The following is a 23,609-nucleotide window of genomic DNA, read 5'->3' as shown; positions in this document are numbered from 1 at the left end:
CGCCTGTGTGACCGGTCACGCGGGGCCCCTCACTAGGCTGGGCCCATGTCAGAACCCACGCGCCTGGTGCACATCGTCGACGACTCCGGTCATGTCCTCGATGACGCCTCCGAGCTCACCCTCGTGGTCGTGCTGTCCGGCTTCCTCGACGCCGGCAAGTCCGCCGAGCTGGCGGCCCAGCACCTCGAGGCGCTGGGGGAGGGACGCGTCGTCGCCACCTTCGACGTCGACTCCCTGCACGACTACCGCGCCCGGCGTCCGCCCGTGTCCTTCGTGCGCGACCACTACGCCGACTACGAGGCGCCCCGGCTGGTCGTCCGGGCGCTGCGCGACACCGGTGGCACCCCCTTCCTGCTGCTGCGAGGCCCCGAGCCGGACATCAGGTGGGAGGCCTTCGCGCGGGCGGTGCGGGAGGTCGTCGAGCGCTTCGACGTACGCCGCGTGGTGAGCCTCGGCGCCGTCCCGATGGCCGTGCCCCACACGCGCCCGATCGCGATCACGCCGCACGCCAACCAGCCGGAGCTCGTCACCGGGCCGAGCCCGTGGAGCGGCGAGCTGCGGGTGCCGGCGAGCGCCCAGGCGCTGCTGGAGATCCGGCTCGGCGAGTGGGGGCACGCCGCGATGGGCTACGTCGCCCACATTCCCCACTACCTCGCGCAGATGGAATACCCGCAGGCCGCCGTCGTGCTCCTGGAGCACCTCGAGATCGGCGGGCGGCTCACCATCGACCTCACGGAGGTGCGTGCCGCCGCCGAGACCACCGAGGCCGAGATCGCGAACTACCTCGAGAGCCACGACGAGGTGGGCAACGTCGTGCACGGCCTCGAGCAGCAGTACGACGCGTTCCGCGACGCCGAGGCAGCCGGGTCGTCGCTGCTGGCCGCCGACGAGCCGATGCCGACCGGCGAGGACCTCGGCCGGCAGTTCGAGCAGTTCCTCGCGGGCCTTGACAAGCGCGACGACGACGGGCAGGAGAGCTGATGCCGGGCTCGGTGACCGAGCTCGTCGACCTGCTCCAGCTCGAGGACCTCGACGTCGACCTCTTCCGCGGGCGTCAGGCGGATACGTCGCGACAGCGCGTCTTCGGTGGCCAGGTGGCGGCCCAGGCCGTCGCTGCCGCGACCCGCTCGGTCGAGGACCGCATGGTCATGCACTCCATGCACTCCTACTTCCTGCGGCCGGGCGACACGGCCGTCCCGATCATCTACGACGTGGAGCGCATCCGCGACGGTCGCTCCTTCGTGACCCGGCGGGTGATGGCGCGCCAGCACGGGCGGCCGATCTACTTCATGACCGCCAACTTCCAGGTCCCCGAGGACGGGCTCGAGCACCAGGACCGGATGCCTGACGTGCCCCCGCCCGAGATGGGCGTCTCGATGACCGACATCGCGCGGAAGCACAGCCCCGAGTCGGTCGAGGAGTGGGAGCGCGAGTGGGCTGCGCTCGACGTCCGCTACGTCGGCACCAGCGCGATGGGCCTGCCGCACGACCCCGACCACCCGGCGCGGGCCCAGCTGTGGCTGCGCACGGCCGGCCGGCTCGACGACGACCCGGTGCTGCACCTGGGCGCCTTCACCTATGCCACCGACCTGACGCTGCTGGGCGCCGCCCTCACCCCCCACGGCATCCACATCAACTCCTCGCGCATGCAGGCGGCATCGCTGGACCACGCCATCTGGTTCCACCAGCCCTTCCGCGCCGACGAGTGGTGGCTCTACGACCAGGTCTCGCCGATGGCACGCGGCGGGCGTGGGCTGGCCACGGCCCGGGTGTTCACCCAGGACGGCACGCTCGTGGCCACGGTGGCCCAGGAGGGGCTGATCCGGGTCGTCGACCCGGCCGAGCGCGGATAGTCGCGGACTTGTAGCAGCACCTGCCGGGAAATCGCGGCATTTCGCAGACAGACACGCCCTCGGCGTGGTTACGTGTGAGCACTTGTGTGGCGTCTGTGACTCCTTCCCCGGTGCGGTCCCACATCCCTGTCCGCGATGAGCAGAGAGACCCGACCGCGCCGTGAAGACCCTTGCTCGACGCCTGCCCGGCGTGTCCGCCGCCGCCCTGGCCGGCCTGACGCTCACCCTGTTCACGAGCTCGGTCGCCCACGCCGTACCACTCACGCCACACCAGATGCCGTTCCCGTGCGGCGAGACCTGGACCGGCTCCACGCGCAGCAGCCACTCGCCGTCCGTGCGCTCGATCGACTGGAACCGGTCGGCGGACGAGGGCGACACCGTCGTCGCCTCGGCGGCCGGCATCGTCACGAAGGCAGACGCGACGGGCACCCGGGGCTACGGCCACCACGTCGTCATCGACCACCAGAACGGCGAGAGCTCCGTCTACGGCCACCTGCAGGCAGTGACGGTCGCGCTGGGGCAGTACGTCGACCAGGGGGCCGTCATCGGCACCGTCGGCAACACCGGCAACTCGCGCGGCGCCCACCTGCACTTCGAGGAGCGGTCCGCGAAGTCCGTGATCGCGGCATCGTTCGCCGGCGTGCCCTACGTCTACGGCGACCTCACGTCCTACAACTGCGTAGATGTGCCGATCGCGGCCGACTTCACGGGTGACGCGATCGCCGAGGTCGCGGTCTTCCGCCGCGGCAAGCGGTCGTCGTTCGTGGTCAACGACCCGGCCGGCGCCCGGGTGCTGTTGTTCGGCAAGGCCACCGACGAGCCTGTCGTCGGCGACTGGGACGGCGACGGCGCCGTCAACCTGGGCCTGTGGCGCCAGAAGCGGAGGAAGTTCCTCCTCCAGACGCCGGCCGGGGTCACGAAGGTGAAGTACGGCCTCGCCACCGACCGTGCGATCGCCGGCGACTGGGACGGCAACGGCACCGACCAGGTCGGCGTCCACCGTGCGTCCGCAGGCGCGTTCCACCAGCGCCTCGACGACGGCACGACGGCCACGGTGCTCCTCGGCGACGCCGACGACCTGCCGGTCACCGGCGACTGGGACGGCGACGGAGTGACGGACCTCGGTGTCTTCGACAAGACGAGCGCCACGTTCACGCTGCGGCGCGTGGACGCGGGCGGGCAGGTGCTCATCAGCCAGCTGCCGCTCGGCGCGCCCGGGGACCTGCCGGTGGCGGGGGACTGGGACGGCGACGGGGTCACCGACATCGGCGTGTGGACGCCCGCCACCGCGACCTTCACCCAGGCGCGCGTGGACTTCTCAGCCGCTCCCGTCGCCTCGAGGTCGCAGGTGACCACGGTCCGCTTCGGCCTGCCCCGGGGCTGACCCCGGGGCAGGCCGCCGGTCTCAGGCGGGAGTGGCTCGCCCGACGAGGTGCGGCGAGCCGTCCTTCGGGTTGGTTAGCGCGAAGGTGTGTTCCCCGTCGTGCGAGCGCTCGGCGAACGCCACCGTGCCCGGCAGGAACACCGGCTTCTTGAACGCCACCTCGACGGTCACGGCCTCCGGCAACCGGTTCTCGATCGCGGCGATGCTGCGGGCCTTGGTCCACATGCCGTGGGCGATCTGGCGCGGGAAGCCCAGCGCCTTGGCGGTCAGCGGGTAGAGGTGGATCGGGTTGTGGTCACCCGACACGCTCGCGTAGGACCGGCCCAGGTCGGCCGGCAGCCGCCACTGCAGCCCGCCGGTGGGCGCGTCCGCGATCACCAGACCGGCATCGGGCTCGCCCTCGGGCTTGCCGCCGCGGCGGAGGTAGGTCGACGTGGATTCCCACACGACCTCGCCGCCGCTGGTCACGGTGGTCACGAAGTCGAGCAGCGCACCCTTGGCGTGCGCCCGCGGCGCCGCCACGCTCGTGGTCAGGTCGAGGACCTCACCGACCGCGATCGCCCGCCGGGCGGTGATGGAGTTCTCCAGGTGCACCATCCCGATCGCGGGGTAGGGGAACGCCGGGTCGCTCATGATCGCCATGTGCAGCGGGAAGGCCAGCATGTGCGGGTATGGGAGGGGGACGGTGTCCTTGCGCGGGAAGCCGCACACGGCGGCGTACGCATCGACGTCCGTTCGGCTGGCCTCGACGCCCGTGCGGTCGTAGGACAGGCCGGCGAAGCCCTGGGCGGACGCCTTCTTGACCCCGGGCAGCTGGTTGACGCCCGGCACGACAGGCAGGGCTGCCCGCAGCAGGGTGCTGAGCCCGCCGGGCTGGCCGGAGAGGTGCTTGGTCTCCATCAGGCGCCCAGCATCATCTGGCCGCAGACGCGCACGACGTTGCCGTTGACGGCCGTCGAGCCGGGGGAGGCGAACCACGCGATCGCCTCGGCCACGTCGACCGGCAGGCCGCCCTGGCTGAGCGCGTTGAGGCGCTGACCGACCTCGCGCGTCGCGAACGGCACTGCCGCGGTCATGGCGGTGATGATGAAGCCCGGCGCCACGGCGTTGATCGTGATGCCACGGCCGAGGTCGTCGGCGAGCGAGTCGACGAAGCCGATGACACCGGCCTTGGACGCGGCGTAGTTGGTCTGGCCGACGTTGCCGGCGATGCCGGCGATCGAGGCGACGCCGATGATGCGGCCGTTGTCGTTGACGACCTTCTCGTCCAGCAGGACGCGGGTGATCTTCTCCGGCGCGGTGAGGTTGACGCCGATGACGCTGGACCAGCGGTCCTCGGCCATGTTGGCGAGCTTCTTGTCGCGGGTGATGCCGGCGTTGTGCACGACGATGTCGACGCCGCCGTGCTCGGTCGAGAGGTGGTGCGCGATGCGCTGCGGCGCGTCCTTGGCGGTGATGTCGAGGGTGAGGAAGTCACCGTCGAGCTCGCGCATCAGGGCCTGCAGCTCGCTGGCGGCCTGGGGTACGTCGACGCCGACGACCTTCGCACCGTCGCGGTGCAGCACCCGGGCGATCTGCTCGCCGATGCCGCGGCTCGCGCCGGTCACGAGGGCGATCTTGCCCTCGAGCGGGCGGGTCCAGTCGGCGACCGGCTCGGCCTTCTTCTCCTGGTGGGCGCCGATGCGCACGACCTGGCCGGAGACGTAGGCCGACTTGGGGGAGAGGAAGAAGCCGAGCGTCGAGGCGACGGCGTCGTCCGCACCCTCGGTGACGTAGACGAGCTGGACGGTGCCGCCCTTGCCCAGCTCCTTGCCGAGCGAGCGGGTGAAGCCCTCGAGGGCGCGCTGGGCGATCCGCTCGGAGCCCGTGACCGACTCGGGCGTGGTGCCGAGGACGACGACCCGCGGGCAGGTGTCGAGGCGACGCAGCAGCGGGGTGAAGAACTCCTGGAGGGCGATCAGGCCCGCGGCGTCGGTGATGCCGGTGGCGTCGAAGACGAGCCCCTTGTAGGTCTCGCCCTCCGCCGTGGTCGAGGTCGAGGCGATGCCGAGCCCATCGAGCAGGGTGGGCAGCTGGGCGCTCAGCCGGCCGGCGCCACCGAGGACGACGGTGCCCTGGACGAGCGGCTCGCCAGCGGCGTACCGCTCGAGGCGCGTGGGGCTCGGGAGGCCGAGGTTCTTCACCAGCAGCTTGCCGATGGGAGAGGAGACGAAGCCCTGGTAACGGTCGCTCATGGGGTACTGATCCTCCGGGGAGTCAAGTGACGAAGAGACGGGGTGCAGAGAAGTTGTAACAATTGGTGTAACTCGGTGTCCACATTTCGTGATGTGGCGCTCATTGCATTCCCTGCAGGGGTGTTACGAGCAAGGATAGGAGCGCGCACTGGCACCATCTGCCGCGCAGCAGCGATTTCTCACCTCCCGCACCGGTCTTCACACACAGGAGCACACATGCAGGCCAAGACCCGCCGCGTCGCCATCATCGGCGGCAACCGGATCCCGTTCGCCCGGTCCAACACCGTCTACGGCGACGCCTCCAACCAGGAGATGCTGACCGCCGCCCTCGACGGCCTGGTCGAGCGCTTCGGGCTGCAGGGCGAGCAGCTCGGCATGGTGGCCGCGGGTGCGGTGATCAAGCACAGCCGCGACTTCAACCTGACCCGCGAGGTCGTCCTGGGCTCCAAGCTCAGCCCGCTGACCCCGGCCATCGACATGCAGATCGCCTGTGGCACCGGCCTCGCCGCCGTCACCCACATCGCCAACCTGATCGCCCTCGGCCAGATCGAGGTCGGCATCGCCGGCGGTTCCGACACCACCTCGGACGCCCCGATCGCCATCAGCGAGCGGTTGCGCAAGAAGCTGATCAAGGTCAACCAGCAGAAGGACACCAAGGGCAAGCTCAAGGTCCTGTCCTCGGTGCGTCCCGGCGACATCGGCGTGCTCCCGCCCAGCAACAACGAGCCTCGCACCGGCCTGTCGATGGGCGAGCACCAGGCCCTCACCACCCTCGAGTGGGGCATCACCCGCGAGGCGCAGGACGAGCTCGCGGCCGCCTCCCACCAGAACCTCGGCCGGTCGTGGGACGAGGGCTTCCACGACGACCTCGTGACGCCGTTCCGCGGTGTCGAGCGCGACGCCAACATGCGTCCCGACTCCACCGTCGAGAAGCTCGCCAAGCTCAAGCCGGTCTTCGGCAAGGGCGAGGCGGCCACCATGACCGCCGGCAACTCCACCCCGCTGAGCGACGGCGCCTCCACGGTGCTGCTCGCCTCGGAGGAGTGGGCCAAGGAGCGCGGCCTGCCCGTGCTGGCCTACGTCTCGGCCTACCAGTACGCCGCCGTCGACTACGTCACCGGCAACGAGGGCCTGCTGATGGCGCCGGCCTACGCGGTGGCGGAGATGCTGCAGCGCGAGGGCCTGACGCTCCAGGACTTCGACTACTACGAGATCCACGAGGCGTTCGCCTCGGTCGTGCTCTCGACCCTCAAGGCCTGGGCCGACCCGGTGTTCTGCAAGGAGCGCCTCGGCCTCGACGCCCCGCTGGGTGAGATCGACCGCACCAAGCTCAACGTCAACGGCTCCTCGCTCGCCGCGGCCCACCCGTTCGCCGCGACCGGTGGGCGCATCGTCCCCGTCGCCGCCAAGCTGCTGGACCAGAAGGGCAAGGGCCGCGCCCTGATCTCGATCTGCGCCGCCGGCGGCCAGGGCGTCGTCGCGATCCTCGAGCGCTGACGGCCGGAAAACCTCTCGAACGTTCGGTTCCCCCGCATCTGCGGGGGAACCGAACGTTCTCGTGTGTTGCAACACCCCAGAACGTTCCGACTCGCCCACGAGGTCCAGCCGTTGATAGGGTCGGCGCGATCGACATCCTTTAATGAGCCGTCCCGTGAGGCGGAGAAGGAGGTCAACGGCCATGGTGACCCACCTGCCCGACCCTCGCATCGTGCTCGACCCCGGTGACATCGCCCGGGCGCTCACCCGCATCGCCCACGAGATCCTCGAGCGCAACAAGGGCGCCGACGACCTCGTCCTCCTCGGCCTGCACACCCGCGGCGTCCCGCTCGCCCACCGGATCGCCGATCGCATCCAGTCCGTCGAAGGTGCCGCGGTCGCCGTCGGCGAGCTCGACGTCACGATGTATCGCGACGACCTGCGCAAGCAGCCCACCCGCCGGGCCCACAAGACCGTGCTCCCGGCCGGCGGCATCGACGACAAGGTCGTCGTGCTGGTCGACGACGTGCTGTTCTCCGGCCGCACGATCCGCGCCGCGCTCGACGCGCTGGCCGACCTGGGCCGGCCCAGCGCCGTACGCCTCGCGGTGCTCGTGGACCGCGGCCACCGCGAGCTGCCGATCCGCGCCGACCACGTCGGCAAGAACCTGCCCAGTGCCCGCTCCGAGCGCGTGAGCGTCCGGCTGTCCGAGTCCGACGAGCTCGACGAGGTGACCATCTCGTGAAGCACCTGCTCTCGATCAACGACGTCTCCCCGGCCCAGATCCAGGAGATCTTCGAGACCGCCGCCGACATGCACGACGTGCAGAAGCGCGAGGTCAAGAAGCTCCCGGCGCTGCGCGGTCGCACGGTCATCAACATGTTCTTCGAGGACTCGACGCGCACCCGCTCGTCGTTCGAGATCGCCGGCAAGTGGCTCTCGGCCGACGTCATCAACATCTCCGCCAAGGGGTCGTCCGCCTCCAAGGGCGAGTCGCTGCGCGACACCGTGCTCACCGTCTGCGCGATGGGCGTCGACGGCCTCGTGATCCGCCACCCCGCCTCCGGAGCGGCCCAGCAGGTCTCGGAGTGGGTCGACGCCGTCGTCATCAACGCCGGCGACGGCATGCACGAGCACCCGACCCAGGCACTGCTTGACGCCTACACCCTGCAGCGGCGCCTCGGCACGCTCGAGGGCAAGCACGTCGCGATCATCGGCGACCTCACCCACAGCCGGGTGTTCCGCTCCAACGTCTTGTGCCTGACCAAGCTGGGCGCCCACGTCACCGTCGTGGCCCCGCCCACGCTGATGCCGAGCGGCATCGGCCCGTGGTCCAAGGAGGCCGGCTTCGCGACGTCCTACGACATCGACGACGTGCTGCCCGACGCCGACGCGGTGATGATGCTGCGCGTCCAGAAGGAGCGGATGTCGGGCGGCTACTTCCCGTCCGCGCGGGAGTACACCGTCGGCTACGGCCTCACCCGCGACCGCCTCCGGCTGCTCAAGCCCGATGCCCCGATCTGCCACCCCGGCCCGATGAACCGCGGCCTCGAGATCGCCGCCGACGCCGCCGACGCCGCCCAGTCGGCCGTGCTCGAGCAGGTCTCGAGCGGCCTCGCGGTGCGGATGGCCGTGCTCTACCACCTGCTTGCTGGAGAGGAGTCCTGATGGCCCTGATCATCACCGGCGCATCGGTGCTGGGCGAGAAGACCCAGGATCTGTACGTCGACGACGCGGGTCGCTTCGTCGCCGAGGCGCCCACGGGTGCCGAGACGGTCGACGCGTCAGGTCTCGTCGCCCTGCCGGGGCTGGTCGACCTGCACACCCACCTGCGCGAGCCGGGCCGGGAGGACGCCGAGACGATCCTCACCGGGTCGCGGGCCGCGGCGATGGGTGGCTTCACCGCGGTGCTGGCCATGGCCAACACGTCACCGGTGACCGACACTGCCGAGGCGGCCCTGCGGGTGTTCGACCTCGGTCGCGAGGCCGGCCTGGTCGACGTACAACCCGTCGGTGCCGTCACCAAGGGCCTGGCTGGCGAGGAGCTCGCCGAGCTCGGGCTGATGGCGCGCTCGCGGGCGCGGGTGCGGGTCTTCTCCGACGACGGCAAGTGCGTGCACGACGCGCGGGTGATGCGCCGGGCGCTGGAATACGTCAAGGCATTCGGCGGCGTCGTCTCCCAGCACGCCCAGGACCCGACGCTGGCCGGACCGGCCGCGTGCTGCCACGAGGGCGAGATCTCCGGACGGCTCGGCCTGCCCGGCTGGCCGGGCATCGCCGAGGAGGTCATCGTCGCCCGCGACGTGATGCTGGCCCGGCACACGGGTTCGCGCGTGCACGTCGCGCACGTGTCGACGGCCGGCTCGGTCGAGGTGCTGCGCTGGGCGAAGGCCCAGGGCATCGACGTGACCGCCGAGGTCACCCCGCACCACCTGATCCTCACCACCGATCTCCTCGAGGGCTACGACCCGACCTACAAGGTCAACCCGCCGCTGCGCCCGGCCGAGGACGTCGAGGCCCTCCGGGTCGCGCTCGCCGACGGCACGATCGACGCCGTCGCGACCGACCACGCCCCGCACGCCCGCCACGACAAGGAGCACGCGTTCGTCGACGCGGCCTTCGGGATGCTCGGCCTGGAGACGGCCCTCGCCGTCGTCCGCACGGCGCTGCCCGACCTGGCCTGGGCGGACGTCGCCAGGGTGATGTCGACCAACCCCGCGCGCATCGCCGGTCTGTCGGACCACGGCTCGCTGGACGTCGGCACGCCGGCGCACCTCGTGCTCGTCGACCCGGCTGCCTCGGTGGTCGTCGACCGGGCCGACTCGGTGTCGCTGTCGCGCAACAACCCCTGGCACGGCCGGTCGCTGACCTCCCGAGTGGTGCACACGGTGTACGGCGGGCGGTTCACCGTGCGCGACGGCCTCCTGCCCTGAGACCGATGCCCTCTGCCCGTTCCGGCCCGGCGGGTCTAGCGTGACCTCATGACCGAGTGGGCCGAGATCACGACCGTCGCGGAGCTGGAAGCCGTGGTGGGCACACCGGGGGAGCGGGCCGCCGGCAAGGAGCGCAGCGCGCTCACCGAGATCGATCGTGCCTGGCTGGCGGCGTCACCGTTCTGCATGCTCGCCACCGCGGACGCGGAGGGCCGCTGCGACGCCAGCCCGAAGGGCGACCCCGCGGGCCAGCTCGTGCACGTCCTCGACGAGCAGACCATCGCGCTGGCCGAGCGGCCCGGCAACAGGCGGGTGGACGGCTACCGCAACGTCATCGTCAACCCCTACGTCGGGCTCAACTTCGTGATCCCCGGACGCGCCGACACCCTGCGCATCAACGGCCGGGCCCGGCTGGTCACCGACGCCCCGTTCTTCGACGAGCTCGCGGTGCGCGCACGCCGCCCGATCCTGGCCCTCGTCGTCGAGATCGAGACGATCTTCTTCCACTGCGGCAAGGCGTTCCTGCGCTCCCAGCTCTGGGACCCGGAGACCTGGGCCCCCGAGGCGCTCGTGCCGCGGCGGGCTGTCATCGCCCAGGAGCTCGAGCCGCAGCCCGACAAGACGCTCGCTGAGCTCGACGACTACTACCGGCCGGAGAACTACGCGAAGGGCCTCTACTGATGGCGGTCCCGCGTTTCTGCATCTTCGTCGCATGACCCACCACCTCACCCGGGCCGACGCACGGCGCATCTCGGTCGTGGCCCAGCTGCTGTCGGGGGAGAGACCGACCGACTTCGACGACATGGTCGCCCACCTGACGCTGCTGCAGGCGGAGCCGACGGCGGCGGTCGCGCCCAGCGCGCAGGTCGTCACCTGGACGCGGCTCGGTCAGCGAAGCCGGCCGCACGACGTCGACGAGGCCGTCGCCGACGGCTCGCTGATCGAGCTGCACTCCATGCTCCGCCCGGCCTCCGACCTGAGGCTCTACCGCGCCGAGATGGCCGCCTGGCCCGGGCAGGGGGACCTGAAGGAGTGGCAGGTCGACGTACGCGACTGGGTCGAGGCCAACGACGACACCCGCCGCGACATCCTCGACAAGCTCGAGGACGAGGGACCGCTCACCGCGAAGTCGTTCCCGGACACCACGCTCGTGCCGTGGGAGTCGAGCGGCTGGAACAACGACCGCAACGTGCGGATGCTCCTGGACCGGATGGTGGAGCGCGGCGAGATCGCCCCGGTCGGCCACGACGGTCGCGACAAGCTGTGGGACCTGGCCGAGCGGGTCTATCCGGACGAGCCGGTCGTGCCCCTCGCGGAGGCGATGGAGATCCGGGCCCGCCGGCGGCTGCGCTCACTCGGCATCGCACGGGGCAGGGCCGCGGTGGCACCGAACGAGCCGAACGACGTCGGCGAGGTGGGGGAGCCAGCGGTGATCGAGGGCGTGCGCGGGGCGTGGCGCGTGGACCCGACCTACCTCGACGTCGAGCTGGTGCCGCGCGTCGCACTGCTCTCGCCCCTCGACCGGCTGATCTTCGACCGCAAGCGGATGGCGGAGATCTTCGAGTTCGACTACCAGCTCGAGATGTACAAGCCCAAGGCCAAGCGCCGCTGGGGCTACTGGACCCTGCCGATCCTCGACGGCGACCGCCTCGTCGGGAAGGTCGACGCGACGGCCGACCGCCAGGGCGGAGTGTTCGTGGTCAACGCCGTCCATGAGGACGAGCCGTTCTCGGCGGAGCGGACCGAGGGCGTCCGCGACGAGCTCACTGCGCTGGCGACCTGGCTCAATCTCGAGCTGGTCCGGACCGAAAAAGATGTGCCTCCACGGCGGACCTGACTCGCGCCGACTGCGGCTGGAGTCCGTCAGCGACGCTTCTGCACGCTGACGTGGTTGTGGGCGCCGACGACCTTGGTGGCGGTGCGCCCAGCGGCCACGGTGACCGTGTTGGCGTCACCACGGACCCGCAGCCGGTCGAGCCGGCGGTGGGTCACCGCGTTCTCGTCGCCGATGACGCGGGTCCGGAAGCCGCGGCGCACGTCCACGACATTGTCGGTGCCGGCGACGACGAGGACGTGAGTGCGGTCTGCGGTCAGGGACGTGCCGTCGGCCCGAGCGGTGACGCCCTCGACGAGCCCCGTGACGGCGGCCGAGGATCCGGTGCCGGTCATGGACAGTGCCTTCGCGGACGTCATCGCCACGGCGCTGCTGCTCCCGGTGATCTCGACCAGGATCTGCGTCTTGGCAGTGACCGTCGTGTTCTCGCCGCTGACGACGAGGCGAGTCGCGGTCGACATGGTCACCGTCGCGTTGTCGGCCTCGACGAAGACGATGCCGCAGGCGCCGATGAGCTCGTAGTGCGTGTTGTCCGCGGTCAGCACGACCTCGTCGCTGATGCAGCTGACGCGAGTCGGGAGGGCTGCGTCGGCCGACACCGGAGCGAGCAGGAGGGCGGCGGGCGCGACAAGGGCAGCCGCGATGCGAGCGAGAGTGCGGGGCATGAGGACCTCCGTCAGGTGGCACCGACGTACTGCCGGTATCCCACCACCCTGCACCCTTCTCGGGCCGTTCCCCGCTTCCTGTCGACGTGGTCTCGGACACACTCGTGCTGGCGTGCAGTCTCCCACCACGCTGATAGGGTCGGCATCGCTCGAACATCCTTTAACGATCCGTCCTGTGAGGCGGAGAAGGAGGTACGGCGTTGCCTTCTCGCGCGCCCGCACTGCTCGTCCTCGAGGACGGTCGGTCTTTCACCGGATATGCCTTTGGCGCCGAGGGGGAGACCTTCGGCGAAGCAGTCTTCTCCACCGGCATGACCGGCTACCAGGAGACCCTCACCGATCCCAGCTACCACCGGCAGGTCGTCGTGATGACGGCCCCGCATGTCGGCAACACCGGGATGAACGACGAAGACCCGGAGTCCCACAAGATCTGGGTCGCCGGCTACGTCGTCCGCGATCCCGCCCGCGTGCCGTCCAACTGGCGCTCGCAGCGCACCCTGGACGACGACCTGCGTGAGCAGGGTGTGGTCGGCATCTGCGACGTCGACACCCGCGCGCTGACTCGTCACCTGCGTGAGCGCGGCGCCATGCGCGTCGGCATCTCCAGCACCGAGACCGACGCCCGCAAGCTGCTGGCGCGCGTGCTCGAGTCCGGCGAGATGGCGGGCGCCAACCTCAGCGAGGCGGTGTCGACGAAGGAGGCCTACGTCGTGCCCGCGGTCGGTGAGAAGCGCTTCACCGTCGCCGCGGTCGACCTGGGCATCAAGGCCAACACCCCGCGGATGATGGCCGAGCGCGGCATCGAGGTGCACGTGCTGCCCGCGACCTCCACGATCGAGGACGTCCTCGCCGTCAGCCCCGACGGGCTCTTCTTCTCCAACGGTCCCGGCGACCCGGCGGCCACGACCGGTCAGGTCGAGCTGCTCAAGTCCGCCCTCGAGCGCGACGTCCCCTACTTCGGCATCTGCTTCGGCAACCAGCTGTTCGGCCGCGCGCTGGGCTTCGGCACCTTCAAGCTCAAGTACGGCCACCGCGGGATCAACCAGCCCGTCATGGACCGCACCACCGGCAAGGTCGAGGTCACCGCCCACAACCACGGCTTCGCGGTCGACGCTCCCCTCGAGGGATCGACGACGACGCCGTACGGCGAAGCGACCGTGAGCCACGTCTGCCTCAACGACGACGTGGTCGAGGGACTCGAGCTCCGCGACGAGCAGGGGAAGCTGAAGAGCTTCTCGGTGCAGTACCACCCCGAGGCAGCAGCCGGCCCGCACGATGCGGCCTACCTCTTCGACCGGTTCATCACCCTCATGGAAGGGACGGCCTGACATGCCGAAGCGCGACGACATCAAGTCCGTCCTGGTCATCGGCTCCGGGCCGATCATCATCGGGCAGGCCTGCGAGTTCGACTACTCCGGCACCCAGGCGTGCCGGGTGCTGATGGCCGAGGGGATCCGGGTCATCCTGGTCAACTCCAACCCGGCCACGATCATGACCGACCCCGAGTTCGCGGACGCGACCTACATCGAGCCGATCACGGCGGAGTACGTCGAGAAGGTCATCGCCAAGGAGCGCCCCGACGCGCTGCTGGCGACCCTCGGCGGCCAGACCGCGCTCAACTGCGCGATCGACCTCGACAAGGCCGGCGTCCTGGAGAAGTACGGCGTCGAGCTGATCGGCGCCAGCATCGAGGCCATCGACCGCGGGGAGAACCGCGAGATCTTCAAGAAGATCGTCGACGAGCTCGGCGGCGAGAGCGCGCGCAGCGTGGTCTGCCACTCGATGGACGACCTGCTCGCGGCTGTCGACGAGCTCGGCTACCCGATGGTGGTGCGCCCCTCCTTCACGATGGGCGGCACCGGCTCCGGCATGGCCTACAACGAGGAGGACCTGCGCCGCATCGGTGGCGGCGGCCTCGCGGCCTCCCCGACCAGCGAGGTGCTCCTCGAGGAGTCGATCATCGGCTGGAAGGAGTACGAGCTCGAGGTCATGCGCGACACCGCGGACAACGTGGTGATCATCTGCTCGATCGAGAACCTCGACCCGATGGGCGTGCACACCGGCGACTCGATCACGGTCGCGCCGGCGATGACGCTCACCGACCGCGAATACCAGGCGATGCGCGACATGGCCATCGGGATCATCCGCAGCGTCGGCGTCGACACCGGCGGCTGCAACATCCAGTACGCCGTGAACCCCGAGGACGGTCGCCTGATCGTCATCGAGATGAACCCGCGTGTCTCCCGCTCGAGCGCGCTGGCCTCCAAGGCGACCGGCTTCCCGATCGCCAAGATCGCGGCCAAGGTCGCGATCGGCTACACCCTCGACGAGATCCGCAACGACATCACCCAGGAGACCCCGGCCTCCTTCGAGCCCTCGCTCGACTACGTCGTGGTCAAGGTCCCGCGCTTCGCGTTCGAGAAGTTCGTGGGCGCCGACACCACCCTGACCACCCACATGAAGAGCGTCGGCGAGGCGATGGCCATCGGCCGCAACTTCACCGAGTCGCTGCAGAAGGCGCTGCGCTCCCTCGAGAGCAAGGGCGCGATCTTCGACTTCGCCTCGCCCGTGGGCGACAAGGCCGAGCTGCTGGAGAAGTCCAAGATCCCGACCGATGGACGCCTGCGCACCGTGATGGACTCCATCCGCGCCGGCGCCACGGCCGAGGAGGTCTTCGAGGCCACCAAGATCGACCCGTGGTTCGTCGACCAGCTGTTCTTGATCAAGGAGGTCGCCGACGACCTCGCGGCCGCCGTCGAGCTCGACCACGAGACGCTGCGCACCGCCAAGCGCCACGGCTTCTCCGACGCGCAGATCGCGGCCATCCGCGGCCTGCGCGAGGACGTCGTGCGCGGGGTGCGCCAGGCGCTCGGCCTGCGCCCGGTCTACAAGACGGTCGACACCTGCGCCGCCGAGTTCGCGGCGCAGACGCCCTACCACTACTCGTCCTACGACGAGGAGACCGAGGTCCAGCCGCGGGCCGAGGGCAAGGAAGCCGTCATCATCCTGGGCAGCGGGCCCAACCGGATCGGCCAGGGGATCGAGTTCGACTACTCCTGCGTCCACGCCAGCATGGCGCTGAGCGAGGCCGGCTACGAGACGATCATGGTCAACTGCAACCCCGAGACCGTCTCGACCGACTACGACACCTCCGACCGGCTCTACTTCGAGCCGCTCACCCTGGAGGACGTGCTCGAGATCGTCCACGCCGAGCAGCAGGCCGGCCCGATCGCGGGCGTCATCTGCCAGCTCGGTGGCCAGACCCCGCTGGGGCTGGCGCAGGGCCTGGCTGACGCCGGCGTCAAGATCGTCGGCACCCAGCCCGAGGCGATCGACCTCGCGGAGGAGCGCGGTGCCTTCGGCCGCGTGCTCGTCGAGGCCGGGCTGCCCGCCCCCAAGCACGGCATGGCGACGTCGTACGCCGACGCGAAGCGCATCACCGACAGCATCGGCTACCCCGTGCTGGTCCGCCCATCCTACGTCCTGGGTGGACGCGGCATGGAGATCGTCTACGACGACGACCGCCTGCGCTCCTACATCGACAGCGCCACCGAGATCAGCCCCGAGCGGCCGGTCCTCGTCGACCGGTTCATCGACGACGCGATCGAGATCGACGTCGACGCGATCTTCGACGGCGAGGAGCTCTTCCTCGGCGGCGTGATGGAGCACATCGAGGAGGCCGGCATCCACTCCGGCGACTCGTCGTGCGCGCTGCCGCCGATCACCTTGGGCTCCTCCGAGATCCAGCGGATCCGCCAGGCGACCGAGGCGATCGCCCGGGGCGTCGGGGTCCGGGGTCTGCTCAACATCCAGTTCGCGCTCGGCTCCGACGTGCTCTACGTCCTCGAGGCCAACCCGCGGGCGTCGCGGACCGTTCCGTTCGTCTCCAAGGCCACCGGCACCCCGCTGGCCAAGGCGGCGGCGCGGGTGATGCTCGGTGAGTCGATCGCCGACCTGCGCGCCGTGGGCCTGCTGCCCGAGCGCGACGGCGGCGACCTCCCCGAAGGTGCGCCGATCGCGGTGAAGGAGGCCGTGATGCCGTTCAACCGGTTCAAGACCCCCGACGGCCGCAACGTCGACACCGTGCTCGGCCCGGAGATGAAGTCGACCGGCGAGGTGATGGGCTTCGACGCCGACTTCGGCACCGCCTTCGCCAAGGCCCAGACGGCCTCCTACGGCTCGCTGCCCACCAGTGGCCGGGTCTTCGTCTCGGTCGCCAACCGCGACAAGCGCAACATGATCTTCCCGATCAAGGTGCTGGCCGAGCGCGGCTTCGAGATCCTCGCCACCGCCGGCACCGCCGGGGTGCTGCGTCGCAACGGCGTCAAGGTCACCACCGTCCGCAAGTACCACGAGGGCGAGGGCCCCCATGGGGAGAAGACGACCGTCCAGCTGATCCGCGACGGCGACATCGACCTCGTCATCAACACGCCCTACTCCACCGGCGGCTCGGCCCGCCTCGACGGCTACGAGATCCGCACGGCCGCGGTGGGCGCCAACATCCCGTGCATCACGACGATCCAGGGCCTGGGCGCCGCGGTGCAGGGCATCGAGGCGCTCGCGGCCGGCGAGATCGGCGTACGCAGCCTCCAGGACTGGAACAAGGCCGGAAAGATCGAGGCGTGACGGCGCTGATGGGCCGGCCCTACCGACTGCTGTTCGACCATGTGCTGACCCGGACCGATCCGGAGCGCGCCCATCACGCCGCGTTCGCGGCGATCCGGGCGGCTGCGCCGGTGACGACACGGCTGCCGCAGCGCAGCAACCGACCGGTCACGGCGATGGGGCTTGGGTTCGCCCACCCGCTGGGGCTGGCCGCCGGCTTCGACAAGAACGCCGTGGGCATCGACGCGCTCGGCGGCCTCGGCTTCGGCCACGTCGAGATCGGCACCGTCACGGGGGAGCCGCAGTCCGGCAACCCGCCCAAGCGGCTGTTCCGGCTGCCCGCCGACGGTGCGGTCATCAACCGGATGGGCTTCAACAACGACGGCGCCGAGGTCGTGGCCGCGCGCCTCGAGGCGCGCGGGCGGCGACCCGGTCCGGTCCTCGGGGTGAACATCGGCAAGACCAAGGTCGTGCCCGAGGAGGACGCGGTCGCCGACTACGAGAAGAGCACCCGCCTGCTCGCGCCGCACGCCGACTACCTCGTCGTCAACGTCAGCTCGCCCAACACGCCGGGACTGCGCGACCTGCAGGCCGTGGAGAAGCTCGAGCCCCTGCTGATCGCGGTGCGGGAGGAGGCCGATCGCCACACGGCCGACCGGGTGCCGCTGCTGGTCAAGATCGCACCCGACCTCAGTGACGACGACGTGCTCGCCGTTGCCGACCTCGCCGTCGCCCTCGGGCTCGACGGGGTCATCGCCACCAACACCACGATCAGCCGCGACGGGCTGAGGAGCGACCCCGACGCCGTCGCCGCGATCGGTGCCGGCGGGCTGTCCGGCCGACCGCTGACCGCACGCGCCAACGACGTGATGCGCGCCCTGCGGGCGCGCGTGGGCGACGACCTGACCCTGATCGGCGTCGGTGGCATCACCACGCCCGACGACGCCCGGGAACGACTCGCGGCCGGTGCCACGCTGCTGCAGGGCTACACCGCCTTCATCTACGAGGGTCCCTGGTGGCCGCGGACCATCGTGAGCGCCCTTGGCTGAGGCGCCCCGGCCCGGGCAGGGCCCCCTTCACGTCACCGGCGAGGTGCTGGCGACGAAGAAGGCGGGTGCCTACCGGCACCTCACGATCACGGCTCCCGGGATCCCGCAGCGGTTCCGGGCCGGCAACTTCGTGGCCGTGGACGCCGGCGAGGGCCGCCTCGCCCGGCGGGCGCTGTGGATCCACCGCGTCAAGGAGTCCGGCGCGTTCGGCCCGACCCTCGACGTGGTCGTCGACGCCACCGGCCCCGGGACGACGTGGCTGGCGGACCGCCCGGTGGGCGCCAGGCTCGCGATCACCGGACCGCTCGGTCGTCCCTTCGCCCTGCCGCGCGAGCCGGTCGCCTGCGTGCTGGTCGGCGTCGCCCACGGCGCTGCTCCGCTGTTCCCACTGGCCGAGCGGCTGCGCGAGCGTGGCTGTGCGGTCAACCTCGTCGTCGCTGCGCCGGACGAGGCCCACCTCCTCTCGGCGCTGGAGGCGCGGCGTTCGGCCCGGGCCGTCACCGTGATCACCGGCGACGGCTCCGTCGGTGTGCGCGGCGCCGTACCCTCCCAGATCGCGGAGATCCTCGAGCGCGCGGACGCCGACGTCGTCTATGCCGTCGGGCCCCGGGACGTGCTGCGTGCCGTCGCGGGCGCGGCGGAGGCCCGCGGTGCCTGGAGCCAGGTGGCGCTGGAGACACCGATGCCGTGCGGCACCGGACTGTGCCAGGGCTGCCCGGTCCCCGTGATCGCCGAGGACGGTGCGTCCCGGATGGTCCGCGGCTGCGTCGACGGTCCCGTCTTCCGCGGCGACCGGCTCGACTGGGAGGCACTCGGATGAGCACGTTTCCCGGCCCCGTGATGGTCGCGAGCGGGTGCGGAGGCACCGGTCGCGAGCTGGCCGCCTACGCCGATCTCGTCGGCCTCGACCTCGTGACCCGTTCGATCACCCTCGACCCCCGTTCCGGCGGGCCGTCGCCCCGCATCGTCGAGACGCCCAGCGGGCTCGTCAACGCGATCGGCCTGCAGAACCCCGGGCTGGAGCACTTCCTGGCCACCGAGCTGCCCTGGCTGGTGCGTGCGGGCGTGCGCGTCTTCGTCTCGATCGCGGGCTCGTCGATGGGGGAGTACGCCGACCTGGCTCGTCGCCTCAGCCGCGCGCCCGGCGTCGCGGGACTCGAGATCAACATCGGCGCCCCCGACCAGGTCGGCGAGGACCTGTTCGACGTGCGCGAGCCCTACCACGCAGCCAGCGTCGTGGCCGCCGTCCGGCGGGAGTTCCCGGGCGACCTGCCGGTGCTGGCCAAGCTGCGCCCGGACCTGTCGCGGATCGTCGAGGGGGCCCGTGGGGTGACCGACGCCGGTGCCACCGCCGTCGTCATCGGCAACGCGGTGCCCGCGGCCATGCCCGACGGGCGGCCGGGGGGACTCAGCGGGCCCGCCATCGGCCCGATCGCGCTGCGCTGCGTGGCCGCGGTGACGGCGGAGCTCCCCGACGTGGCGGTGATCGGCGGTGGCGGCATCAGCAGCGTCGACGACGCCCGCCGCTTCCTCGACCTCGGGGCGCGTGCCGTGCAGATCGGCACCGCCCTGTTGCATGATCCGACAACGGTGGCGCGGGTCCGCGCCGCCCTGACCCGAGAAGAGGACGCTCCATGAGGTTCGGCGCCCGCCTGCACCACGCCATGACCACCCGCGGGAGGCTGTGCGTCGGCATCGACCCCCACTCCTCGCTGCTGCACGAGTGGGGCCTCGACGACGACGTCGCCGGCCTGGAGCGGTTCGCCCTCACCGTGGTCGAGGCGGTGGCGCCGCACGTGAGCGTCGTGAAGCCGCAGAGCGCGTTCTACGAGCGGTTCGGCTCGCGCGGGGTCGCCGTGCTGGAGCGCGTGATCGCCGAGTCCCGCGCCGCCGGTGCGCTGGTCCTGCTCGACGTCAAGCGCGGCGACATCGGGTCGACCAGCCAGGCCTACGCAGACGCCTACCTCGACCCCGCCTCACCACTGGCCAGCGACGCGATCACCGCGAGCCCCTTCCTCGGCGTCGGCTCGATCGACCCGATGATCGAGACCGCTCGCCGGCACGACGCCGGCGTCTTCGTGCTGGCCCTGACCTCCAACAAGGAGGGCCCGGAGGTCCAGCATGCTCGCAGCGGGGACGCCACCGTCGCCGGCACGGTGCTCGCCCACCTGGCCCACCTCAACGCCGACGCGACGCCGCTGGGCGACTTCGGTGCCGTCATCGGCGCCACCATCGGCAGCACCGACGAGCGGCTCGACTTCAACGGCCCGGTGCTCGCACCCGGCTTCGGCGCCCAGGGCGGAACCGTCGCCGACCTGCAGCGGATCTTCGGGGCCAACGCCCGCAACGTGCTGCCGAGCTCCTCGCGCGAGGTGCTCTCGGCCGGCCCCGACCGGACCGCCCTGCGCGACGCCGCCCTGCGCGGCAACGACGCCGTCGCGGCCCTGGGCGACGCATGAGGAGCCCGCTCGCGCTGGTCGTGGCCGCTGCCCTGCTGAGCGGCTGCGGCGGCGACGCCACGAGTGACTACTGCGAGACCGTCAAGGAGCACCAGGTCGAACTCAGCGACATCGCGGCCAGCACCGAACCCGGCGCGATCTTCGGGGTCCTCGACGCATATCGGGACCTGCGCGACGCCTCGCCACGTGATCTTCGCGACGAATGGAGCCAGGTGATCGGCCGTCTCGAGGCCTTGGAGGCCGCTCTCGACGCTGCCGGCGTCGACCCGTCGACGTACGACCCGAAGACCACGCTGAAGTCGTTGCCGGCCGAGGAACGCTCCGCAATCCAAGGCGCGGCGCGGGATCTGGGCGACGAGCGGGTGGTCGCGGCGATGGCCGGAATCGAGCAGCAGGCCCTCGATGTGTGCAAGGCGCCGCTGAGCCAGTAGCCCGTCGGGGCCCGTGAGACGGACCCGCGGCCGATTGCTTGCCGAGTCGCACTCTGACTAGATTGACGCCGACGCCCAGCCCGCCCGACAGAGGAACCGATTCGTGGCCTTGCCCCCACTCACGCCCGCGCAACGCCAGGCCGCCCTCGACAAGGCCGCGGCCTCTCGCCGGGAGCGTGCCGAGGTGAAGAACCGCCTCAAGAACTCCGGAGCGTCGATCGTCGACGTCCTGCGTGAAGGCCGGGAGAACGAGGTCATCGGCAAGATGCGTGTCGTCGAGCTGCTGCAGTCGATGCCAGGCCTCGGCAAGGTCCGCGCCAAGCAGGTCATGGAGCGCCTCAGCATCGCCGAGAGCAGGCGGGTCCGGGGCCTCGGCATCAAGCAGGTCGCTGCGCTGGAGCGCGAGTTCGGCCCGCAAGAGCCGTCTTGACCACCCATCCCGCATCCCAGCCCTCGCGCCTGATCGTGCTCGCCGGCCCGACCGCCGTCGGCAAGGGCACCGTGGCCGCGGAGGTCCGCCGCCACCACCCCGAGGTCTGGATCTCGGTCTCCGCCACCACGCGCACGCCGCGACCGGGCGAGGAGAACGGCGTCCACTACTGGTTCGTCTCCGACGAGGACTTCGACGCCATGGCCGAGCGCGGTGACCTGCTCGAGTGGGCGGTCGTGCACGGCATGCACCGCTACGGCACGCCGCGGGGGCCGGTCGAGCTCGCGCTCGCCAGCGGTCACCCCGCGATGCTGGAGATCGACCTGCAGGGCGCCCGTCAGGTCCGCACGACGATGCCGGAGGCGCTGTTCGTCTTCCTGGCGCCCCCGTCGTGGGAGGAGCTCGAGCGTCGACTGGTCGGCCGCGGCACCGAGACGGCGGCCGAGCGCGAGCGCCGCCTCGAGACCGCGAGGGTCGAGCTGGCCGCCGAGAGCGAGTTCGACGTCACCGTGGTGAACCACGAAGTTCACGCTGCTGCCGAGGAGTTGGTAGCCTTGATGAGGGTCGACGCTCCGGATCAGTCCTCTGATCATTCTTGAGCCTCGACCGACCATCTCTTCGACTCTGTGAGGCTCTAGCTGTGTCAGCCCCCAACATCGCCGCCGAGGGCGTGACCAACCCCTCGATCGACGACCTGCTCACCAAGACCGACAGCAAGTACAAGCTGGTCCTCTACAGCGCCAAGCGTGCTCGTCAGATCAACGCCTACTACTCCCAGCTGGGCGAGGGCCTGCTCGAGTACGTCGGCCCGCTCGTGGACACCCACGTTCAGGAGAAGCCGTTGTCGATCGCGCTGCGCGAGATCAACGACGACCTGCTCACCTGCGAGGACGTCGACCCCGCCGAGCTCGCCGCCGAGGAGGCCGCTGCTGCGGCTGCCCGCGCCGAGGCGCAGGCGCAGTTCAACGCTGCCGAGTGACGTGTGACCACTGAGTCTGACGAGGCCGTGTCCCCTGAGGGGGCGCGGCCTCGCGCTCGTTCTGCTCGGGTCGTCCTCGGGGTCAGCGGAGGCATCGCCGCCTACAAGGCCTGCGAGCTGCTGCGCCGCTTCACCGAGTCCGGGCACGACGTGACCGTGGTGCCCACGGCGGCCGCCCTGGAGTTCGTCGGCGCGCCGACCTGGGCCGCGCTGTCCGGCAAGCCCGTCTCGAGCGAGGTCTGGACCGACGTCCACGCCGTGCCCCACGTCCACATCGGCCAGGGCGCCGACCTCGTCGTGGTGGCGCCGGCAACCGCAGACCTGATGGCGAAGGCCGCGCACGGCCTGGCCGACGACCTGCTCACCAACACCCTGCTCACCGCCCGCTGCCCGCTCGTGTTCGCGCCCGCGATGCACACCGAGATGTGGGAGCACCCCGCCACGGTGGCCAACGTCTCCACGCTGCGCGCCCGCGGTGCGATCGTGATCGAGCCCGCCGAGGGCCGCCTCACCGGCAAGGACACCGGCAAGGGCCGGCTGCCCGACCCGCTCGAGATCTTCGACATCGCCCTCGACGTGCTCGATCGCGGAGTCGTGGAGCCCGACCTGGCCGGTCGCCACGTCGTCGTGAGCGCCGGAGGCACCCGCGAGTACCTCGACCCGGTGCGCTTCCTCGGCAACCGCTCGTCCGGCCTGCAGGGCTATGCCCTCGCCCGCGCCGCGGCCGCCCGGGGAGCCGAGGTCACCCTCGTCGCGGCCAACGTCGCGCTGCCCGACCCCGCCGGGGTCAAGGTCGTGCCGGTCGAGACGACCGCGCAGCTCCACGACGCCGTCGTCTCCGCAGCCTCCTCCGCGGACGCGGTCGTGATGGCCGCGGCACCGGCCGACTTCCGGCCGACGTCGGTCAGCGAGGACAAGATCAAGAAGGCCGAGGATGGTTCCTCGCCGACGATCGAGCTCGAGCAGAACCCCGACATCCTCAAGGAGATCTCGCAGCACCGTCTCCGCGAGGGCTCGGTGATCGTCGGGTTCGCCGCCGAGACCGGTGACGCCACCGGGACGGTGCTCGAGCTCGGCCGCGCCAAGCTGGCCCGCAAGGGCTGCGACCTGCTCGTGGTCAACGACGTCAGCGGGGGAGCGGTCTTCGGCAGCCCGGACAACGAGGCCGTCATCCTGGGTGCCGACGGCGGCACCGTCGAGGTCCCCCACGGCACCAAGCGTGCGCTCGCCCAGGTCATCTGGGACGAGGTCGCGCGTCGATTCGACCCCTGAGACGG

At 71.0% G+C, this 23,609-nt stretch carries 23 protein-coding genes; 20 read left to right on the top strand and 3 right to left on the bottom strand.

The genetic code is table 11. The annotated features are described in order from the left end of the window. The first annotated feature begins 45 nt into the window (after window positions 1-45). The 3 genes from C9J87_RS15430 (at window position 46) to C9J87_RS15420 (ending at window position 3,237) form a co-directional block, all read left to right on the top strand. Window positions 46-981: a PAC2 family protein gene (locus C9J87_RS15430; protein WP_010833204.1), complete on the top strand. Its 936-nt coding sequence runs from the start codon at window positions 46-48 to the stop codon at window positions 979-981. Further along, entirely contained in the window at window positions 981-1,853 is an 873-nt protein-coding gene (locus C9J87_RS15425; protein WP_010833203.1) for an acyl-CoA thioesterase, read from the top strand. Before C9J87_RS15430 ends, C9J87_RS15425 begins: the two co-directional genes overlap by 1 nt. Window positions 1,854-2,013: 160 nt before the next feature. Beyond that, window positions 2,014-3,237: a peptidoglycan DD-metalloendopeptidase family protein gene (locus C9J87_RS15420; RefSeq protein WP_107705963.1), complete on the top strand. Its 1,224-nt coding sequence runs from the start codon at window positions 2,014-2,016 to the stop codon at window positions 3,235-3,237. A 21-nt stretch (window positions 3,238-3,258) separates the two neighbouring features. On the opposite strand, the gene C9J87_RS15415 is transcribed toward C9J87_RS15420, so the two are convergent. After that, entirely contained in the window at window positions 3,259-4,137 is an 879-nt protein-coding gene (locus C9J87_RS15415; protein ID WP_107705962.1) for a MaoC family dehydratase, read from the bottom strand. After that, a complete protein-coding gene (locus tag C9J87_RS15410) occupies window positions 4,137-5,471 on the bottom strand; it encodes a 3-oxoacyl-ACP reductase (protein ID WP_107705961.1) in 1,335 nt (444 codons plus the stop codon). Before C9J87_RS15410 ends, C9J87_RS15415 begins: the two co-directional genes overlap by 1 nt. Window positions 5,472-5,687: 216 nt before the next feature. Here C9J87_RS15410 and C9J87_RS15405 point away from each other — a divergent pair, with 216 nt between their 5' ends. The 6 genes from C9J87_RS15405 to C9J87_RS15380 all read left to right on the top strand — a co-directional run bounded on the left by C9J87_RS15405 (window position 5,688) and on the right by C9J87_RS15380 (window position 11,717). Continuing rightward, window positions 5,688-6,968: an acetyl-CoA C-acetyltransferase gene (locus C9J87_RS15405; protein WP_010833199.1), complete on the top strand. Its 1,281-nt coding sequence runs from the start codon at window positions 5,688-5,690 to the stop codon at window positions 6,966-6,968. A 181-nt stretch (window positions 6,969-7,149) separates the two neighbouring features. Further along, window positions 7,150-7,692, top strand: a complete 543-nt coding sequence (pyrR, locus tag C9J87_RS15400; protein WP_010833198.1) for a bifunctional pyr operon transcriptional regulator/uracil phosphoribosyltransferase PyrR — start codon at window positions 7,150-7,152, stop codon at window positions 7,690-7,692. Continuing rightward, complete coding sequence (locus C9J87_RS15395; RefSeq protein ID WP_010833197.1) at window positions 7,689-8,615, top strand: aspartate carbamoyltransferase catalytic subunit; 927 nt, start codon at window positions 7,689-7,691, stop codon at window positions 8,613-8,615. The genes pyrR and C9J87_RS15395 overlap by 4 nt, the downstream gene beginning before the upstream one ends. Further along, on the top strand, window positions 8,615-9,880 hold the full coding sequence (locus tag C9J87_RS15390; protein WP_010833196.1) for a dihydroorotase: 1,266 nt from the start codon (window positions 8,615-8,617) through the stop codon (window positions 9,878-9,880). The genes C9J87_RS15395 and C9J87_RS15390 overlap by 1 nt, the downstream gene beginning before the upstream one ends. Window positions 9,881-9,928: 48 nt before the next feature. Further along, window positions 9,929-10,561 (top strand): pyridoxamine 5'-phosphate oxidase family protein, encoded by a 633-nt coding sequence (locus C9J87_RS15385; RefSeq protein WP_010833195.1) that lies wholly within the window; start codon window positions 9,929-9,931, stop codon window positions 10,559-10,561. A gap of 31 nt (window positions 10,562-10,592) precedes the next feature. Beyond that, on the top strand, window positions 10,593-11,717 hold the full coding sequence (locus C9J87_RS15380; protein WP_010833194.1) for a DNA glycosylase AlkZ-like family protein: 1,125 nt from the start codon (window positions 10,593-10,595) through the stop codon (window positions 11,715-11,717). A gap of 26 nt (window positions 11,718-11,743) precedes the next feature. On the opposite strand, the gene C9J87_RS15375 is transcribed toward C9J87_RS15380, so the two are convergent. Next, the gene (locus C9J87_RS15375) at window positions 11,744-12,379 is read right to left on the bottom strand and encodes a DUF3060 domain-containing protein (RefSeq protein WP_010833193.1); all 636 of its coding nucleotides are present in this window, start codon (window positions 12,377-12,379) and stop codon (window positions 11,744-11,746) included. A 200-nt stretch (window positions 12,380-12,579) separates the two neighbouring features. On the opposite strand from C9J87_RS15375, the gene carA reads away from it, so the two are divergent. The 11 genes from carA to coaBC all read left to right on the top strand — a co-directional run bounded on the left by carA (window position 12,580) and on the right by coaBC (window position 23,604). After that, a complete protein-coding gene (gene carA, locus C9J87_RS15370) occupies window positions 12,580-13,707 on the top strand; it encodes a glutamine-hydrolyzing carbamoyl-phosphate synthase small subunit (RefSeq protein WP_010833192.1) in 1,128 nt (375 codons plus the stop codon). A 1-nt stretch (window position 13,708) separates the two neighbouring features. Then, complete coding sequence (carB, locus tag C9J87_RS15365) at window positions 13,709-17,005, top strand: carbamoyl-phosphate synthase large subunit (RefSeq protein ID WP_010833191.1); 3,297 nt, start codon at window positions 13,709-13,711, stop codon at window positions 17,003-17,005. After that, a complete protein-coding gene (locus tag C9J87_RS15360) occupies window positions 17,002-18,033 on the top strand; it encodes a quinone-dependent dihydroorotate dehydrogenase (protein ID WP_232820076.1) in 1,032 nt (343 codons plus the stop codon). Before carB ends, C9J87_RS15360 begins: the two co-directional genes overlap by 4 nt. After that, window positions 18,026-18,853 carry an iron-sulfur cluster-binding protein gene (locus tag C9J87_RS15355; RefSeq protein WP_036492885.1) on the top strand — a complete coding sequence of 276 codons (828 nt, stop codon included), beginning with the start codon at window positions 18,026-18,028 and terminating at the stop codon, window positions 18,851-18,853. Before C9J87_RS15360 ends, C9J87_RS15355 begins: the two co-directional genes overlap by 8 nt. Continuing rightward, entirely contained in the window at window positions 18,850-19,671 is an 822-nt protein-coding gene (locus C9J87_RS15350) for a tRNA-dihydrouridine synthase (RefSeq protein WP_084622851.1), read from the top strand. The genes C9J87_RS15355 and C9J87_RS15350 overlap by 4 nt, the downstream gene beginning before the upstream one ends. Beyond that, the gene (gene pyrF / locus C9J87_RS15345; protein ID WP_010833187.1) at window positions 19,668-20,492 is read left to right on the top strand and encodes an orotidine-5'-phosphate decarboxylase; all 825 of its coding nucleotides are present in this window, start codon (window positions 19,668-19,670) and stop codon (window positions 20,490-20,492) included. Before C9J87_RS15350 ends, pyrF begins: the two co-directional genes overlap by 4 nt. Further along, window positions 20,489-20,923 (top strand): hypothetical protein, encoded by a 435-nt coding sequence (locus C9J87_RS15340; RefSeq protein ID WP_010833186.1) that lies wholly within the window; start codon window positions 20,489-20,491, stop codon window positions 20,921-20,923. The genes pyrF and C9J87_RS15340 overlap by 4 nt, the downstream gene beginning before the upstream one ends. A 103-nt stretch (window positions 20,924-21,026) precedes the next feature. Beyond that, a complete protein-coding gene (mihF, locus tag C9J87_RS15335; RefSeq protein ID WP_036490764.1) occupies window positions 21,027-21,353 on the top strand; it encodes an integration host factor, actinobacterial type in 327 nt (108 codons plus the stop codon). After that, on the top strand, window positions 21,350-21,952 hold the full coding sequence (gene gmk / locus C9J87_RS15330) for a guanylate kinase (protein WP_010833184.1): 603 nt from the start codon (window positions 21,350-21,352) through the stop codon (window positions 21,950-21,952). Before mihF ends, gmk begins: the two co-directional genes overlap by 4 nt. A gap of 41 nt (window positions 21,953-21,993) precedes the next feature. Continuing rightward, complete coding sequence (gene rpoZ, locus C9J87_RS15325) at window positions 21,994-22,332, top strand: DNA-directed RNA polymerase subunit omega (protein WP_010833183.1); 339 nt, start codon at window positions 21,994-21,996, stop codon at window positions 22,330-22,332. 27 nt (window positions 22,333-22,359) lie between these two features. After that, the gene (gene coaBC / locus C9J87_RS15320) at window positions 22,360-23,604 is read left to right on the top strand and encodes a bifunctional phosphopantothenoylcysteine decarboxylase/phosphopantothenate--cysteine ligase CoaBC (RefSeq protein WP_036492879.1); all 1,245 of its coding nucleotides are present in this window, start codon (window positions 22,360-22,362) and stop codon (window positions 23,602-23,604) included. The last annotated feature ends 5 nt before the right edge of the window (window positions 23,605-23,609 follow it).

It is taken from the genome of Nocardioides allogilvus, assembly GCF_003047285.1.
GTDB lineage: Bacteria > Actinomycetota > Actinomycetes > Propionibacteriales > Nocardioidaceae > Nocardioides > Nocardioides allogilvus.
The sequence above is the reverse complement of the archived record's forward strand: the minus strand, read 5'-3'. Positions and strand labels throughout refer to the sequence as shown.